Origin of the sequence: Microbacterium sp. Yaish 1, assembly GCF_002245215.1 — a bacterium.
Lineage (GTDB): Bacteria > Actinomycetota > Actinomycetes > Actinomycetales > Microbacteriaceae > Microbacterium.
The window spans coordinates 1,179,797-1,195,827 of record NZ_NPMR01000001.1; the positions used below are offsets into that span (position 1 = coordinate 1,179,797).

Consider the following 16,031-nt stretch of genomic DNA (forward strand, 5'->3'; position numbering starts at 1 on the left):
TGAGCCCCTGCCAGACTGAGATCATGAGCGCGATCGAGAACTCCAAACTCACCGTCGTCGGCGCGGGCGCCGTCGGATCCAGCGTCGCCTACGCGGCCCTCATCCGCGGTTCGGCCCGTCACGTGGCCCTCTACGACATCGCCACCGAGAAGACCGAGGCCGAGGTGCTCGACCTCGCCCACGGCGCGCAGTTCACCGGCTCGAGCGACATCATCGGCGGGTCCGACATCTCCGTCGCAGAGGGCTCGCACGTCGTGGTCATCACCGCCGGCGCCAAGCAGAAGCCCGGACAGACGCGCACCGAGCTCGCGGGGGTGAACGCCGGCATCATCGCCTCGATGATGCCGCAGCTGCTCGAGGTGGCCCCCAACGCGACCTTCGTCATCGTGACCAACCCGTGCGACGTGCTCACCGTCCTCGCGCAGGAGGCGACCGGCCTGCCGCCCGAGCGCATCTTCGCCTCCGGCACCGTGCTCGACACCTCGCGCCTGCGCTGGAAGATCGCCCGTCGCGCCGGTGTCTCGATCTCGAGCGTGCACGCCTACATCGTCGGCGAGCACGGCGACACCGAGTTCCCGCTGTGGTCGCACGCCACCATCGGCACCGTTCCGATCCTCGACTGGGTTCCCCTCGACGGTCAGCCCAAGTTCACCGCCGAGGAGCTGGACCAGATCGCCGTCGACGTCCGCGACGCCGCGTACAAGGTGATCCAGGGCAAGGGCGCGACGAACTACGCCATCGGTCTCTCGAGCGCGCGGATCGTCGAGGCGATCCTGCGCGACGAGAACGCCGTGCTGCCCGTCTCCGCGGTGCTGCGCGACTTCCACGGTGTCGACGGCATGGCGTTGTCCGTGCCGTCGGTCGTCAACCGCCGGGGCGCGTTCCCCGTGCGCGAGATCGCGTTCTCGGATCGAGAGCTCGAGCTGTTCCAGCACTCGGCGGCGGCCCTCAGCGACGTCGCGGCCTCCCTGCGCGGCTGACCTCGCGCCCGCCCGGCGTGCGGGTTCGGGCGGGGTGCTGATACATCCGTCGGACCGGCGGTGCTGGTGTCGTCCCGGAGGCCCGGGGACGCGACATCCGCACCACCGATCCGACAGTTGTATCGGGGCGTGGCTCGCGAGGGGCCGGTGACCGAGGGATGTCGGAGGTCGCACCTACCCTGGACGCATGGCCTCTCGACGTCCCGCTCCCACCACGGCCTTCAAGTGCACGGAATGCGGGTGGACGACGGCGAAGTGGGTCGGTCGCTGCGGGGAGTGCCAGCAGTGGGGCACCGTCGTCGAGGCGGCGACGCAGACCGGCATCACGTCGACCGTGACGGCGGTGAGTCCCGGCGCTGCGCGCGCGGCTCGCCCCATCACCGAGATCGACACGACCGAGGCGCCGCGGCGGTCGAGCGGCGTCGGCGAGTTCGACCGCGTGCTCGGCGGTGGCGTCGTCCCCGGCGCGGCGATCCTGCTGTCGGGTGAGCCCGGCGTCGGCAAGTCGACTCTGCTGCTCGAGGTGGCCGCGCAGTCCGCTCGTTCTGGTCGACGCGTGCTGTATGTCAGCGCGGAGGAATCGCTCGGACAGGTGCGCCTGCGCGCCGAGCGGACCGGGGCGCTGCACGACGCCCTCTACCTCGCGAGCGAGACCGACCTCGCCACGGTGCTCGGCCACGTCGACGACGTACGCCCCGACCTGCTCATCGTCGACTCGGTGCAGACGGTGTCGTCGTCGCTCTCCGACGGGGTGGCGGGCCAGCCGAGCCAGGTGCGCGAAGTGGCGTCGACGCTGATCCGTGTCGCGAAAGAGCGTGATCTCCCCGTCCTCATCGTCGGACACGTCACGAAAGACGGCTCGATCGCCGGCCCCCGCGTCCTCGAGCATCTCGTCGACGTCGTCTGCCAATTCGAGGGCGACCGGCAGACCTCGCTCCGGTTCGTCCGAGCGCTGAAGAACCGCTTCGGGCCGACGGACGAGGTCGGATGCTTCGACATGACCGGCGACGGCATCGCAGAGGTACCCGATCCGAGCGCACTGTTCCTCGGGCACGGTGATCCTGTGCCGGGCACCTGCGTCACGATCGCACTCGAGGGCCGGCGCGCACTGCCCGTCGAAGTCCAGGCACTGACGCTCAAGACCGGGGCACCCAACCCCCGGCGTGTCGTCAGCGGTGTCGACAGCGCCCGCGTCGCGATGATCCTCGCCGTGCTCGAGAAGCGGGGAGTCGCGGTCACGAGCGACCAGGATGTCTACGTCTCGACGGTGGGCGGCGTGCGCCTGGTCGAGCCCGCCGCTGACCTGGCCATCGCGATAGCCATCGCCGGTGCCGTCGGCGGCAAGGCCGTCTCGCGACAGGTGGCGGCCTTCGGAGAGCTCAGCCTCGCCGGAGAGATCCGCCCGGTCACCCAGTCGAACCAGCGGCAGTCCGAAGCGAAGCGCATGGGCTATACCGCGGTGGTGGATGCCTCATCCCGCACGATCGGCGGTGCGATGCGCGACCTGCAGGTGCGCCAGCCCGCGGCATCCGCCACCGACACCGGCTTCTGACCCGCTCACCTGGCAACTCACGCCCCCACCCGGGGCCCGAGCCCGAACCCCACGGTCAAGCGTCGAGGGCGGCGATCACGTCCTGGGGGGCGGCCTGCATCGGGTGCGGGCCCGCGATGTCGAAGAACACCGTGGTGATCTCGGACTCGTGAACACCGAGGAACGCGCGCAGACCGCCGGGCGATTGCAGCGCGACATGCGCCGGAAGCGCCTCGGGTTTGTGGGCCGCATCGCTGAACAGGAGCAGTGCGACATCCCCCGTGTTCGGATCGCGATAGGTCCAGATCTCCCCGACGTCGCGCGGATCGTCCCGGTTTCCCGGGCGCATGAGCGGCACGACGGTCGGGCCGTGCCGCAGGGCGAACGCCAGGGCCGCCATGTCCTGCGTCTGCAGGGCGTCTGCGAGCTGCGGGTTGCGGAACTCGGGCAGCGGCTTCTTCGCGCCCCGCTTCTTTCCAGCCATCACCTCAGCCTAGAGAGGGAAGGGGCCCTCTCGAACTCTTCATTGGGGACTGAGGAAATCGAGAGGGCCCATCGCTCACCCGAGGTGGGGATCCGTCGTCGCGATTCTGGGGGGTTACGCGACTACTCGCTGCTGGGGACAGCGGGGGTTCCTCGGGGAACTGCATCCAGGTTACGGCCGGGCCCGGCCGCTGTCTGCCTCTGTCCGGTGAGAAAAGTCTCACTCACGGCGGGAGGATCAGCGCAGGACGAACTGACGTTCCTGCTGACCCGCCAGCCCGCCGATCTCGACCGCCAGATTGAAGTAGCCCGCGGGCGCGGCCGGGCGCTCCCCGCCGCAGCTGTCCACCGACGACCGCGTCCGGTCCCAGGTGATCGGGGTCACGCTCGAGACCGTCTGTCCGGGATCGATCTGCACGACCTGGTCGCTCGACTCGCTCTGGCAGTCCGTCGAGCGCCACCACACGTCGGGACCGCTGGAAACCGTCAGCTTCTGCGTCGCGGTGCCGACGTTCAGCAGGCACGGCTCCGCCCCCGAGTTCGTCAGCGAGATCGACAGCTGCGGCAGCTCTCCGGCGCCGTAGGAGTCCTTGTCGGTGACCGCGGAGACCTGCACCGATCGAGCGGAGCACGCTTCGACCTCAGCCGGCGTGGCGTCCGAAGACGGCTGAGGCGCGCTCGGGGATGCCGCGGGCGCGGGCTGGTCGGCCGGCGGTGACGCCGGCGCCTCGCCGGCATCCGAAGACGCAGCCGGAGCGGGCGCGCCCGCGGCCGAACCCTCCCACGGCCGCCAGAACGCGAGCACGACGGCCGCGATGACGAGCAGCACCACGAGGAGCAGCACGAGACGTCGCCGACGGTAGACCGCGGGCGAATGACGGCGGCGGGGCGGCGTGTCGGTCATGAAGCCAGGGTAGGGCGCGGGCCGGATGCCGCCGGGGCGGCACGCCTAGAGGCGCTTGAGCATCCGGGTGTTGCCCAGGGTGTTCGGCTTGACGTGCGCGAGGTCGAGGAACTCCGCGATGCCCTCGTCGGGGCTCCGCAGCAGCTGGGAGTACACGTCGGCATCGACGATCTGCTCGCCGATCGCCTCGAACCCGCGACGCGCGAAGAAGTCGACCTCGAACGTGAGGCAGAACAGGCGGGACAGGCCGAGCTCCCGAGCGCCCTGCTCGAGCCGGTCGACGATCGCGCCGCCCACCCCGCGGTGCAGCCACTCGTCGACGACGATGAGCGTGCGCACCTCGCCGAGGTCCTCCCACATGACGTGGAGGGCGCCGCATCCGATCAGCTGCCCGTCGGCCTCGGCGACGACGAACTCCTGCACCGACTCGTAGAGCACCACGAGGTCCTTGCCGAGCAGGATTCGTCGCTGCACCCAGGGCTCGAGCATCTCGCGGATGCCGCGGACGTCGCTCGCCCGTGCGGGGCGGACGACGAAGGCCGGGTCGTCGGAGCTCACACCTCAACGATAGTCCGCGCCGGTAAGGTTGCCTCAGCCCGAGATCCCTCCCGCTTTGGAGTGCCGACGTGAGCGTGCTCCGCGACTACGCCGCCGCAGTGTCCCAGCCGACACTGCCGCTGTCGTCGCTCCCCCACGGGCCCGCAGACCTCTCGCGCTACGACGAGGTGGTCGACGCCGACGGCGGCCTCCGCCCCGCCTGGCAGTCGCTCGCGGGCCTCGCGCTGGCCCTGACGCCGTCCGAGCTGGCCCGTGTCGAAGGCGAGATCACCCGCTTCCTCGCCGATGACGGCGTGACCTACGTCCGGCCCGACAGCGGCGCCCAGCCCTGGCAGCTCGACCCCGTTCCGCTCGTCGTTGACGCGGCCAGCTGGGCCCCGCTCGAGACGGGGCTCGCGCAGCGCGCCGAGCTGCTGAACGCCGTCCTCGCCGACCTGTACGGGCCGCAGACCCTGCTCTCGTCGGGGATCGTCCCCGCCGCCGCGGTGCGCGGCCACTCGGGATTCCTCCGCCCCCTCGCGCGGGCGACGGCGGCTGACCGGCATCCGCTGCTGCTGTCGGGCACCGACCTCGGACGCGACGCCGACGGCGAATGGCGGGTGCTCGCCGACCGCGTGCAGGCCCCGTCCGGGCTCGGGTTCGCGATGGAGAACCGCCGCGTCATCTCGCAGGTGCTCCCCGATCTGTACCAGCAGAGCGACCCGCACCGCATGGAGCCCTACTTCTCGGCCCTGCACGCGACCTTCTCGGCCCTGCACGCGACGCTCGCCGCATCGGCACCCGAGGGGGTCGCCGAGCCCCGCGTCGTCGTCCTGACGCCGGGGCCGCACTCCGAGACCGCGTTCGACCAGGCCTTCCTCGCGAGGGGCCTGGGCCTGTCGCTCGTGCAGGGCAGCGACCTCGTCGTGCGCGGCGGGAGGGTGTGGATGAAGCCCACCGGCTGGCCCCGCCGGGAACCGACCGAGCAGGTCGACGTCATCCTGCGCCGCGTCGACGCGGAATGGTGCGACCCGCTCGAGCTGCGTTCCGACTCGCGCTTGGGCGTCGCGGGGCTCACCGAGGCGGTGCGCCGCGGAACGGTACGCCTGGTCAACGGGCTCGGGGCGGGCGTTCTCGAGAACCCGGCACTGCTGCCCTACCTCCCCGCCGCATGCGAGGCGCTGCTCGGCGAACAGCTGCGCCTGCCCGCCGTCCCGACGTGGTGGTGCGGTGACGACGAAGCGCGCACCACCGTGCTCGAGCGTCTGCGCGCGCAGGACCCGACGCTGCTCGTCCGGACGATCGACGGGTCGCGCCGCGATCTCGCGGGACGGGATACCGCAGCCGTCGCCGCTCGCATCGAGGCGGCTCCGCACCGATACGTCGGTCAGGAGCTGCTGCCGCTCTCGCAGGCTCCGGTGTGGACGGGTGAGGGAGCACGCGCGCGGGCTCTGATCTTCCGCGCGTTCACTCTGCGCCATGGCTCGGCCTACCGCCCGCTCCTCGGCGGCCTCGCGACGGTGCGCGAGAGCCCCGACGCGGCTCCGACCACGAAGGACGTCTGGGTGCTGAAGGCCGCCGAGGGCGACGCCGACCAGGGCCTCGTCGAGATCGGCCCGCTCCCGGGCGGCCGCAGCGCCCCGAGCATCGCTCCGCGCGCCCTCGACGACATGTTCTGGTCGGGACGCTACGCCGAGCGGGCCGAAGACCTGCTGCGACTGGTGCTCACGGCGCAGCAGCAGCTCGACCTCGCCGGGGCGGGCCGCGCCAGTCACACGAGCGCCCGCGTGCTGCGGGAGTCCATCCACCGGCTCGCCGGTCCCGGACCGGATGCCGCTGACGCCGACTTCCGGTCGCTTCTGCTCGATCCCGCGCGGGTCGGCTCGGCCGCCCACGCGCTCAGCCGACTGCGCGAGGCTCTCGACGGCGTCCGCGACCAGCTGTCCGGCGACACCTGGCGCGTCTTCGCGGGCATCGATCGCGCCTCCCGTGCGCTCCGCGCCTCATCGCACGCGCACCGCACAGCCGAGTCCGCCGGACGCATGCTCACCGTCGTGCTCTCGCTGCAGGGCGTGACGGCCAACATGATGCGCGACACCGGATGGCACTTCATCGAGGCGGGACGCTTCCTCGAGCGCGCGCTGCAGGTGTGCCACGTGCTGCGGGTCGTCGTCGACCGGCGCGACGCGCGCACCGAACGGGCCGTCCTCGAGGCGCTGCTCACCGCATCGGAGAGCATCGTCACCCACCGCCGCCGGTTCCGCGGATCGGTGCGCCTCGGCGACGTGCTCGACCTGCTGCTGCGTGACCCCGACAACCCCCGCTCCCTGGCGTTCTGCCTCGCCGAACTCCGCACGCATCTGGCCGCGGCCCCCGCCTCGACAGGCTCCACCCGGCCGGAGCGCCTGGTCGACGACCTCGAGAACCTCACCGAAGCGATCGACACGGATGCGCTGGGGGATGCCGTCGACGGCATCCGATCGCCGCTCTCCGCGCTGCTCGACGACCTCACGGCGCAGCTCGAACAGCTCGGCGACGCGATCGACGAGCTGCACTTCGAGAGCGGACCGCCCCCGGTCGCCCTGTCGTCGCTCGCCCTCATCGAGGAACTGATGGAGGCTCGCGCGTGAAGCAGTACCGCGTCTGGCACCGCACCGCCTACACCTACAGCGCTCCCGTTGAAGACAGCGTCGGGCAGTTCCACCTGATCCCGCGCGAGCTGCCCGGGCAGCGGGTGCGCGAAGCCGACGTCGTCGTCTCTCCCACCCCGGGCGACATGCGTCGCGACTCCGACTACTTCGGCAACTGGTCGACGTACTTCCACGTCACCGAGGCGCATGAGGCGCTGTCGATCGAGGCGTCGAGCGAGGTCGCGGTCACCGCTCCCGAGTACGACGCGGCGGCACTCGAGCTGCCCTGGGAGTCGGCGCGGCCGCTGCGGCATCCCGACCAGGAGGGAGCGTGGCGCGCCGCGGAGTTCGCGATGCCGTCTCCCCGCGTCGCGCAGTCGGAGGCCACCGCCGCCTACGGCGCGATCTCGCTCACCCCGGGACGCCCGATCGGCGAAGCCGCGACCGACCTGATGCACCGCATCTACACCGACTTCGACTACGACAGCACCGCGACGACCGTCACCAGCACCGTCGCCGATGCGCTGGAGAAGCGCGCCGGCGTCTGCCAGGACTTCGCGCACGTCGCGCTCGCGTGCCTGCGCTCGCACGGCGTCGCGGCACGCTACGTCTCGGGCTACCTCGCGACGCAGCCGCCGCCCGGCAAGGAGCGCGTCTTCGGCGCAGACGCCTCGCACGCGTGGCTCGCGGTCTGGCTGCCCGGCACCGACCAGTGGCTCGCGATCGATCCGACGAACGACCAGTGGGCCAACGACCGCTACGTCACGGTCGCGTGGGGCCGCGACTACGGCGACGTCTCGCCCGTCAAGGGCATCATCTTCACCGAGGCGAAGACCTCGACCCTGCGCGTCTCGGTCGACGTCGCCCCGATCGAGCCCTGACCCGCCGGGGGTGCCGTGCGCGTTCCGCCGTGCGCGGATGCAAGGGATCCGCGCCGACACCCCGGGGCGGGGCATCCAACTCCGGGGTGTCGGGCACGAGTGCTTGCATCGCGGCACGTAAGCGCGTGCCGACCGGCCACGGATGCCGCGGGCTCAGCGGCCCGCTGCGTACTCCGTCGCTGCGGCGACGAGGCCGAGGAAGAGCCGGCGGTCGGCGGCATCCTCCTCGGGATGCCACTGCACCGCCACGAGGAAATCCGACCCGGGAGACTCGATCGCCTGCGGCAGCCCCTCGCCGCTGCGCGCCGAGACCACGAGATCGTCGCCGAGGCGGTCGATGCCCTGGTGGTGATAGCTGCTCACGGTGAGCGCGCCCGTTCCGACGAGCTCGGACAGCATCGTCCCGGCCGACACCGCGACCTCGTTCCGCGCGAAGACGCCGTCGCCGAGCTGGTAGCGATCGGTGCCCAGCACGTCCGGAAGGTGCTGATGGAGCGTGCCGCCCGCGGCGACGTTGATGAGCTGCAATCCGCGGCAGATGCCGAGAACCGGGATGCCGCGCTCGCGGGCACCTCGCAGCAGCGCGAGCTCCCAGTCGTCGCGGTCAGGCCGGGCCGGATCCGTGAGGGGATGCCGCTCGGCGCCGTACAGCTCGGGCTGCACGTCGAGGCCACCCGTGAGCACGAGGCCGTCGATCCGGTCGAGCACGATATCGGCGGCAGGCCCGGGCGACGACTGTGGCGGCAGCAGCACCGCCGCGCCGCCCGATGACGTCACTCCGTCGAAGTACTGCTGCGGCAGGAAGCTCGCCCGCACGTCCCACACCCCCTGCTGCGCGCGTTCGAGGTAGGTCGTCAGGCCGATGACGGGTCGGGGCGCCGTCGTGGCGTCGTCGCTGCTCACGCGCCGATCGTAGGGCCGTCGTGTTTCGCGCCGATCACACGCGGGGAGCAGCGCGCACGACCTTCCGGTTCAGTCGCGCGACGTGTCCCGTCGACAGGCTGAGACCCCGCGAGCCGGCCGGAGACCCGCCCTCCGATGACTCCAGCCTGTTGACGGCACGCCCGACGCCGGACGAGGCCGCGAAACCAGCCGCCCGCGGGAACCCCACGACGGCGCGACACGACCCCGCGCCGCCCCTCATCTCGTGCCGTCTACAGGCGGTAGTCGAGAACCGGCGGGTAAACGGCGGCCTCGCCGGCATCCAGCCTGTTGACGGCACGGCCGACACCGGAACGGCCGGCCGACCCCGGCACGGCCGACCCCGGCACGGCCGACACCCACGGCGCCGACCCGGCGCGCGAACGCCGGAGGGGCGGATGCCGCAGCATCCGCCCCTCCGTACGACTGGTCGCTCTCGCGACCCGGTCAGTCGCCGCTCGCGGCGATGTCGGGGGTTGCGGCGATCTCGCCGGCCGCGCCGACGCCGACCGCGACCTTGCCCTCGCGCGGGGCCGTCTCGAAGACGAACTTTCCGCCCTCGGCGTCGACCTTCACGTGGTCCCCCGAGTTGAGCTCGCCGTGCAGGATCTTCTCGCTGAGCTGGTCCTCGACCTCGCGCTGCATCGCACGACGCAGCGGCCGGGCGCCGAGCGCCGGGTCGAAGCCGATCTCGATGAGGCGGTCCTTCGCGGCATCCGACAGCTCCACCGTCATGTCGCGGTCGAGCAGACGGTCGCTCAGTCGCTTCGTGAACAGGTCGACGATCTGACGGAGCTCGGCCTTGTTCAGCTGCGGGAAGACGATGACGTCGTCGACGCGGTTGAGGAACTCGGGCTTGAAGTGCCGCTTGAGCTCCTCGTCGACCTTGCCCTTCATCCGCTCGTAGCTGGTCTGAGCGTTGCCCTCGACCTGGAAGCCGACCGGACCACCGGCGATCGCCGACGAACCGAGGTTCGTCGTCATGATGATCACGGTGTTCTTGAAGTCGACGATGCGACCCTGACCGTCGGTCAGACGACCCTCTTCGAGGATCTGCAGCAGCGAGTTGAAGATGTCGGGGTGGGCCTTCTCGATCTCGTCGAACAGCACGACCGAGAACGGCTTGCGACGCACCTTCTCGGTGAGCTGGCCGCCCTCTTCGAATCCGACGAATCCGGGAGGGGCACCGAACAGACGCGAGACGGTGTGCTTCTCCCCGAACTCCGACATGTCGAGGGAGATCAGCGCGCCCTCGTCGTCGAACAGGAACTCGGCGAGCGCCTTGGCCAGCTCGGTCTTTCCGACACCGGTGGGGCCGGCGAAGATGAACGAGCCCGAGGGACGCTTGGGGTCCTTCAGACCGGCACGCTGGCGACGGATCGTGCGCGAGAGCGCCGCGATGGCCTCTTCCTGGCCGACGACGCGCTGGTGCAGCGCCTTCTCCATGAAGACGAGACGGCTGGTCTCCTCCTCGGTGAGCTTGAACACCGGGATGCCGGTGGCCTGGGCGAGCACTTCGGCGATGAGGCCTTCGTCGACCACCGCGTGCGAGGCCACGTCGCCCGAGCGCCACTGCTTCTCGAGACGCAGACGTTCGGCGAGCAGCGACTTCTCTTCGTCGCGCAGCGCGGCGGCCTTCTCGAAGTCCTGCTCCTCGCTCGCGCGCTCCTTGTCCTCGCGGACCTTCGCGATCTTCTCGTCGAACTCGCGCAGCTCCGGCGGCGACGACAGGATCGACAGGCGCAGGCGGGCGCCGGCCTCATCGATCAGGTCGATGGCCTTGTCGGGCAGGAAGCGATCGCTGACGTACCGGTCGGCGAGGTTGGCCGCGGCGACCAGTGCACCGTCGGTGATCTGCACCTTGTGGTGCGCCTCGTAGCGGTCGCGCAGGCCCTTCAGGATGTTGATCGCGTGAGGGATGCTGGGCTCGCCGACCTGGATCGGCTGGAACCGGCGCTCGAGCGCGGCATCCTTCTCGAAGTGCTTGCGGTACTCGTCCAGCGTCGTGGCACCGATCGTCTGGAGCTCGCCGCGGGCGAGCAGCGGCTTCAGGATCGACGCCGCGTCGATCGCGCCTTCGGCCGCACCGGCACCGACGAGCGAGTGGATCTCGTCGATGAAGACGATGATGTCCCCGCGCGTGCGGATCTCCTTGGTGACCTTCTTCAGGCGCTCCTCGAAGTCACCGCGGTAGCGGGAACCGGCGATGAGCGATCCGAGGTCGAGCGAGTAGACCTGCTTGTCCTTGAGCGTCTCGGGCACATCGCCCTTGACGATCGCCTGGGCGAGACCCTCGACGACGGCGGTCTTGCCGACGCCGGGCTCGCCGATCAGGACGGGGTTGTTCTTGGAGCGACGCGAGAGGATCTGCATGACCCGCTCGATCTCCTTCTCGCGGCCGATCACCGGGTCGAGCTTGTTGTCGCGCGCGGCCTGCGTGAGGTTGCGCCCGAACTGGTCGAGCACGGCCGAGCCGCCCTGCGGCGCCTGGGTCTGCTCTCCCGCGCCGACGGTCGCGCCGGCGGGCTCCTTGCCCTGGTAGCCGCTGAGCAGCTGGATGACCTGCTGGCGCACCTTGTTCAGGTCGGCGCCGAGCTTGACGAGCACCTGAGCGGCGACGCCCTCGCCCTCGCGGATGAGGCCGAGGAGGATGTGCTCGGTGCCGATGTAGTTGTGTCCGAGCTGCAGCGCTTCGCGCAGCGACAGCTCGAGGACCTTCTTCGCGCGCGGTGTGAACGGGATGTGACCGGTCGGCTGCTGCTGCCCCTGACCGATGATGTCCTGCACCTGCTCGCGCACGGCGTCGAGCGAGATGCCCAGGCTCTCGAGGGCCTTGGCCGCGACGCCTTCACCCTCGTGGATCAGACCCAGGAGGATGTGCTCGGTCCCGATGTAGTTGTGGTTGAGCATCTTCGCCTCTTCTTGGGCGAGCACGACCACGCGACGGGCACGATCCGTGAATCTCTCGAACATCGTCAGCCTCCTTTGAGCGCCGGGACTCCGGGCGCTTACGAAAGAGAGTAACCAGGCACGGATACGGGTATGCCCGTGTTCGCCGTCGGCATAGCGTTACGCGGGGTTGCGCTCGGCAGGGCCAGGACATATCGTTTTTCGATAACAACGACTATCGATATGGAGCGCCCAGAGCATGCTGGTCTTGTGGAACATCGGTCCGATCCTGGTGATCGCGGTGGTGATCGTCGTGGCGGCCACCGTGTTCGGCGTCGCTGCGGCACGCGCACGCCGTCGCGGCGAACCTTCTCCCGTCGTGAGCGTGGCACTGACACTGTCCGCGCTGTGGGCGGCCTTCAGCCTGCTCGGCGCCGCCATCTCGGTGATTCAGAACCTCGCCGCGGACGCCCCGCGCATGAGCGTTCCGGTCGCGCCGTTCTGGCCCGATCTTCTTCCGGGAGTCACGATCGACACGGGCCCGACGGCCGAGGTCGTCGGCGGCGGCTTCACGGTCGCCGAGGTAGATGTCGCGGGCATCAGCCCTCTCGCACGCGGGCTCTGGACCGCCGGGCAGGCGCTGTGGTCGCTGATACCCGCGGCGATCGCAGCGCTTATCGCCGTGGCCTGCTTCCAGCTCCTGGCCGGACGCGCCTTCACCCGCATCATCGTGCGCATGACGATGGCGACCGCTGTCATCGTGGCGGCCGGCGGAACCGCCGCTCAGGTGCTCTCGGACATCGCCGGCAGCATGGCATCGCACGAGCTGTTCGCGCGCGGCAGCGCGGGGTGGACCGAGATCCCCGGAATCGACGACCCGCTCGCCTGGTGGCCGGAAGCGACGCTCAACATCACCCTGCCGTTCTGGCCGATCGCCGCGGGCCTAGGCCTCGCCGCCCTCGCCGCAGTCTTCCGGTACGGCTCACGGCTGCAGCGCGACACGGAAGGACTGGTGTGATGACACTCACCCGCGGACCCCGCTCGGATGCTGCCGACGCGATCACCGTCCTCCTGCTCGGCACCGGCGCGGCGATCACCGTCGTCTTGACAGTCGTCGCGCGCTTCCTCGAAGTCTTTCGAGAGGCGGGCGTCGCCTGGCGGATCGACATCGACGATGAACCGTTCTCCGCCTCCGTCGGGTCGGGCACGGGGCACGTCGATGGCATCGTGCAGAACGCCCTCATCATCGCTCCCGAGGTCGACGCCGGCACCGCAGCCGCGCTTGCGGGCTCGATCGTGGTGTGGGGCATCACGTGCCTCGCCGTGATCGCCGCGGTGATGTACGTCGCACGCAGCTTCCTGCGCGGCCGGTTCTTCGTCCCGGCGACCGCTCGGGCCTTCGACGTCATCGGATGGGCCCTGGTCGGGGGAGGATTCGTCGTGATCATCCTCGAGAACATCGGGCGCAACGGCATCCTCACCACTCTCGGGGTCGATGACGTCGAGCCGCTGCACTTCCTCGACTTCTGGGGTTGGGCGCCGGTGTGGGCGGTCGGCGTGACCGTCGGCCTCATCGCGATCGCATTCCGACGCGGCGTGCGGCTGCAGCGCGACACGGATGGCCTGGTGTGAGCCCCGCAGATGAGGAAGGCCCGAGCGGGGTCCACTGCCGCCTCGACGAACTGCTGGCCGAACGGGGGATGACGCTCACACGTCTCTCCGAGATCGTCGGGGTCTCGGTCGTGAACCTCTCGGTGCTCAAGAACGATCGCGCCCGCGCCATCCGCTATTCGACGCTCTCCGCGATCTGCCGGGCGCTCGACTGCGAGATCGGCGACCTGCTGGTCCGCGCGGACTGACGAACCGGGTCGGGGTGCGGCGAATGACACCCCGACCCGGACGCGCCACGGACTACCGCGTGCTGCTGAGGTCGTGGATGAGCTCCCGCTCGTCCTTCTCCGACAGCGACGTCTGCACGACGGTGCCGTTGTAGCCGGCGAGCGCCGACGCGAACTTGTCCGTCGTGATCTTGGTCGCATAGAGCACGACCGCGGATTTCCCCGCAGAGACCGCGGACTTCACGCGGTCGCGGAATTCGGCATCCAGATTGGTCTTGTCGAGGCCCGCGAACAGCGCCCCGAACAGTCCACCGAAGACGAGCCCCGCGATGGGCACGAAGAACAGGATGCCGATCAGCGCCCCGAACAGCGCTCCGCCCGCGGCGCCGGCTCCCACCTTTCCGACGACGCCGGGGTACTCGACCTTCGTCTTCCCCTCGTCGTCGACCTTGACCAGGGCAAGGCCGGCGAGTTCGACGACCAGGTCGTTCTGGAGAACCTGAATCTCGTTGTAGGCGGCTTCGGCATCCGCTTCGGTGTCGAAAGCGATCACGATCAAATCGGCCATGAAATCCTCATTCCGTGTGGTTCGTCCCCTCGGGGCGACGGTATCTCCGCGTCGCAACAGCAACAAGGGGGGTCGCGGGCGGCACCGGAGCGTCGCCCTGCGCGCCGACGGCGGGCACTCAGAACCCGGGGAGCGACACTCAGCGGCACCGCGATGAGCACGCAATCCGAACCGGGCGTCCGCCGCGAGATGGAGACGCCTGCGAACATCTGACCGGAGCGCCGCGGCGGATCTGGCGCGTTCATGGGGGGGCGTGCCGCACGACGCTGCCCGACGCGCTCTCATACCGGAGAGGAGCGCACCGTGCCACACAGAAAACGACGTCTGCGACGAACCCCGAGGGGGAACGCGGCTCCGGAGCGACGCTCGGGGCAGCTTCTCCACCGGATCGGCTTCACCACGGCAGCTCTTCTGGGCCTGACGTTCGCCGCCGGCGCTCCCGCCAGCGCGATTCAGGATGAGGTCCGCACCGATCCCCGCGGTCTCGTCCTCGAGGGGTCGCCCCTGGTCCATTCCTTCGACACCGCACGCCCCGGCGACAGCGTGGAGGCCCGCTGGACGCTGACGGCGCACCGGCAGGCGGACTACAGCTTCGAGGGCGTCTTCGTCACCGGGGGCGACGTGAGCACACCGCTCGCCGAAGCGCTCGCGATCGAGTACGGCGTCGGCGGTGACGACGGGACGGCGACGCACTGGCTGCCCGCGGGCACCCTGGCCGACCCGGTTCCCTATTCCACGGTCACGGGCGCCTCCACGATGACGGGGCCCGGTTCGGCGAGCATCCCGGTCCGAGTGACGCTCGCCGACGCCTCAGCCCTGCCGGCGGGCCAGACCCAGAGCGTGACGGCGAACTTCGAGCTGTCGTACATCGCGGGCACACCGGGTGACTCCCCCGGCCACGGGAACGGACTGGCCGCCTCGGGAGCGCCGTCGTCCCTCTGGCTGCTCCCCTCGCTCCTGGCCGCGCTCGCCATCGTCGTCGGCCTCCTCCTGCGCCGGCGGGAGCAGGACCACGACGCACCCGGCACCTAGGTGTGCGTGCACCCACCTGGGGCATGTACCTAGGTGGGTTCTCGTCGTCACTCACATGGCCCGGCTTCGCGGCTGAGGGACCCCGCGCGATTCCTAACCTCTGAGTAGCCGCGCAGCAACGGCGACCCGGGCAGAACATCCCGGTCGGGTGCGGTTTCCCATACGAAACGAGTGGAGATGACGATGGAGAAGACGATGGAGAAGACGCAGTCGAACAAGAACCGGAAGAAGCTGCTGGCCGTCATCGCGGCGGGAGCTCTCGGTGTCGGGATGGTCGGCGTCGGAGCGAACTGGGATCACGTGACGTCCATCGTGGACAACCGGTTCTCGGCGACGGCCCCCGGAAGCGACATCGACAACATCGGAGGCGCGCTCCTCACGGTCGCCGGCGCCCCGATCGACCACGTCTTCGACACCACGAAGTACAACCAGTTCGTCGACGCGACCTGGACCGTCACCAACAAGGGCGGTGACGCGGCGCAGTACGCCGCCAGCTTCGAGACGCACGGCGACATCTCGCCGAACCTCGCGCAGAACCTGCAGGTCCGCTACGGCGTCACCGACGCCTCGGGTCAGATCACGAGCTGGGTCGCGGCCGGGACGATCGCCGAGCCGGTCGAGTTCACGACGGCTCTCGGCCTGCCCTCCGCCATCGAGGGCAACGCCTCGATCCAGGTGCCCGTGCGCATCCTGCTCGAGGACCCGACGGTCCTCGAGGGCGACGCCGGTGACGAGCACCGCGTGACGGCCGACTTCGTCGTCAGCTACATGAACCCGGCCTGACCGGCCTCGGGGGCGGCGCCCTCCCCGCGCCGCCCCCGAGCATCCCCCGGCACG

The 16,031-nt window shown here is 70.3% G+C and carries 16 protein-coding genes; 9 read left to right on the plus strand and 7 right to left on the minus strand.

Annotated features, from left to right (window positions below; genetic code table 11):
* Positions 1 to 23 precede the first annotated feature (23 nt).
* Entirely contained in the window at positions 24 to 980 is a 957-nt protein-coding gene (locus tag CI089_RS05565; RefSeq protein WP_094260609.1) for an L-lactate dehydrogenase, read from the plus strand.
* Positions 981 to 1,167: 187 nt separating this feature from the next.
* Positions 1,168 to 2,532, plus strand: coding sequence for a DNA repair protein RadA (gene radA, locus CI089_RS05570; protein WP_094260610.1), 1,365 nt, complete (start codon positions 1,168 to 1,170; stop codon positions 2,530 to 2,532).
* 55 nt (positions 2,533 to 2,587) lie between these two features.
* Here radA and CI089_RS05575 read toward each other — a convergent pair whose 3' ends face one another.
* From CI089_RS05575 to CI089_RS05585, 3 genes are all read right to left on the minus strand, one after another.
* Complete coding sequence (locus CI089_RS05575) at positions 2,588 to 2,995, minus strand: hypothetical protein (protein WP_023953832.1); 408 nt, start codon at positions 2,993 to 2,995, stop codon at positions 2,588 to 2,590.
* Between the two features lie 237 nt (positions 2,996 to 3,232).
* Positions 3,233 to 3,898, minus strand: a complete 666-nt coding sequence (locus CI089_RS05580; protein ID WP_179223240.1) for a hypothetical protein — start codon at positions 3,896 to 3,898, stop codon at positions 3,233 to 3,235.
* A 45-nt stretch (positions 3,899 to 3,943) separates the two neighbouring features.
* Complete coding sequence (locus CI089_RS05585; RefSeq protein ID WP_094260611.1) at positions 3,944 to 4,456, minus strand: amino-acid N-acetyltransferase; 513 nt, start codon at positions 4,454 to 4,456, stop codon at positions 3,944 to 3,946.
* 68 nt (positions 4,457 to 4,524) lie between these two features.
* Here CI089_RS05585 and CI089_RS05590 point away from each other — a divergent pair, with 68 nt between their 5' ends.
* Both CI089_RS05590 and CI089_RS05595 read left to right on the plus strand, forming a co-directional pair.
* Positions 4,525 to 7,065 carry a circularly permuted type 2 ATP-grasp protein gene (locus CI089_RS05590; RefSeq protein WP_094260612.1) on the plus strand — a complete coding sequence of 847 codons (2,541 nt, stop codon included), beginning with the start codon at positions 4,525 to 4,527 and terminating at the stop codon, positions 7,063 to 7,065.
* Positions 7,062 to 7,946, plus strand: a complete 885-nt coding sequence (locus CI089_RS05595; protein WP_094260613.1) for a transglutaminase family protein — start codon at positions 7,062 to 7,064, stop codon at positions 7,944 to 7,946. Before CI089_RS05590 ends, CI089_RS05595 begins: the two co-directional genes overlap by 4 nt.
* Before the next feature lie 153 nt (positions 7,947 to 8,099).
* Here CI089_RS05595 and CI089_RS05600 read toward each other — a convergent pair whose 3' ends face one another.
* From CI089_RS05600 to CI089_RS05605, 3 genes are all read right to left on the minus strand, one after another.
* Positions 8,100 to 8,849 (minus strand): gamma-glutamyl-gamma-aminobutyrate hydrolase family protein, encoded by a 750-nt coding sequence (locus CI089_RS05600; RefSeq protein WP_094260614.1) that lies wholly within the window; start codon positions 8,847 to 8,849, stop codon positions 8,100 to 8,102.
* 251 nt (positions 8,850 to 9,100) lie between these two features.
* Positions 9,101 to 9,277, minus strand: a complete 177-nt coding sequence (locus tag CI089_RS16405; RefSeq protein WP_179223241.1) for a hypothetical protein — start codon at positions 9,275 to 9,277, stop codon at positions 9,101 to 9,103.
* A gap of 37 nt (positions 9,278 to 9,314) precedes the next feature.
* Positions 9,315 to 11,840, minus strand: coding sequence for an ATP-dependent Clp protease ATP-binding subunit (locus CI089_RS05605; RefSeq protein WP_094260615.1), 2,526 nt, complete (start codon positions 11,838 to 11,840; stop codon positions 9,315 to 9,317).
* A 175-nt stretch (positions 11,841 to 12,015) separates the two neighbouring features.
* Between CI089_RS05605 and CI089_RS05610 the strand changes: the two genes are divergently transcribed.
* From CI089_RS05610 to CI089_RS05620, 3 genes are read left to right on the plus strand one after another with little or no spacing between them, the layout of a single operon-like run.
* Positions 12,016 to 12,774 (plus strand): hypothetical protein, encoded by a 759-nt coding sequence (locus CI089_RS05610; RefSeq protein ID WP_094260616.1) that lies wholly within the window; start codon positions 12,016 to 12,018, stop codon positions 12,772 to 12,774.
* Positions 12,774 to 13,388 carry a hypothetical protein gene (locus tag CI089_RS05615; RefSeq protein ID WP_094260617.1) on the plus strand — a complete coding sequence of 205 codons (615 nt, stop codon included), beginning with the start codon at positions 12,774 to 12,776 and terminating at the stop codon, positions 13,386 to 13,388. The genes CI089_RS05610 and CI089_RS05615 overlap by 1 nt, the downstream gene beginning before the upstream one ends.
* Positions 13,385 to 13,615, plus strand: a complete 231-nt coding sequence (locus CI089_RS05620; RefSeq protein WP_094260618.1) for a helix-turn-helix domain-containing protein — start codon at positions 13,385 to 13,387, stop codon at positions 13,613 to 13,615. The genes CI089_RS05615 and CI089_RS05620 overlap by 4 nt, the downstream gene beginning before the upstream one ends.
* 52 nt (positions 13,616 to 13,667) lie before the next feature.
* On the opposite strand, the gene CI089_RS05625 is transcribed toward CI089_RS05620, so the two are convergent.
* Complete coding sequence (locus CI089_RS05625) at positions 13,668 to 14,162, minus strand: DUF1269 domain-containing protein (RefSeq protein ID WP_023953810.1); 495 nt, start codon at positions 14,160 to 14,162, stop codon at positions 13,668 to 13,670.
* A 303-nt stretch (positions 14,163 to 14,465) separates the two neighbouring features.
* On the opposite strand from CI089_RS05625, the gene CI089_RS05630 reads away from it, so the two are divergent.
* Both CI089_RS05630 and CI089_RS05635 read left to right on the plus strand, forming a co-directional pair.
* Positions 14,466 to 15,194, plus strand: a complete 729-nt coding sequence (locus tag CI089_RS05630; protein ID WP_094260619.1) for a hypothetical protein — start codon at positions 14,466 to 14,468, stop codon at positions 15,192 to 15,194.
* 177 nt (positions 15,195 to 15,371) lie between these two features.
* Entirely contained in the window at positions 15,372 to 15,977 is a 606-nt protein-coding gene (locus tag CI089_RS05635) for a hypothetical protein (RefSeq protein WP_143738915.1), read from the plus strand.
* Positions 15,978 to 16,031: the final 54 nt, after the last annotated feature.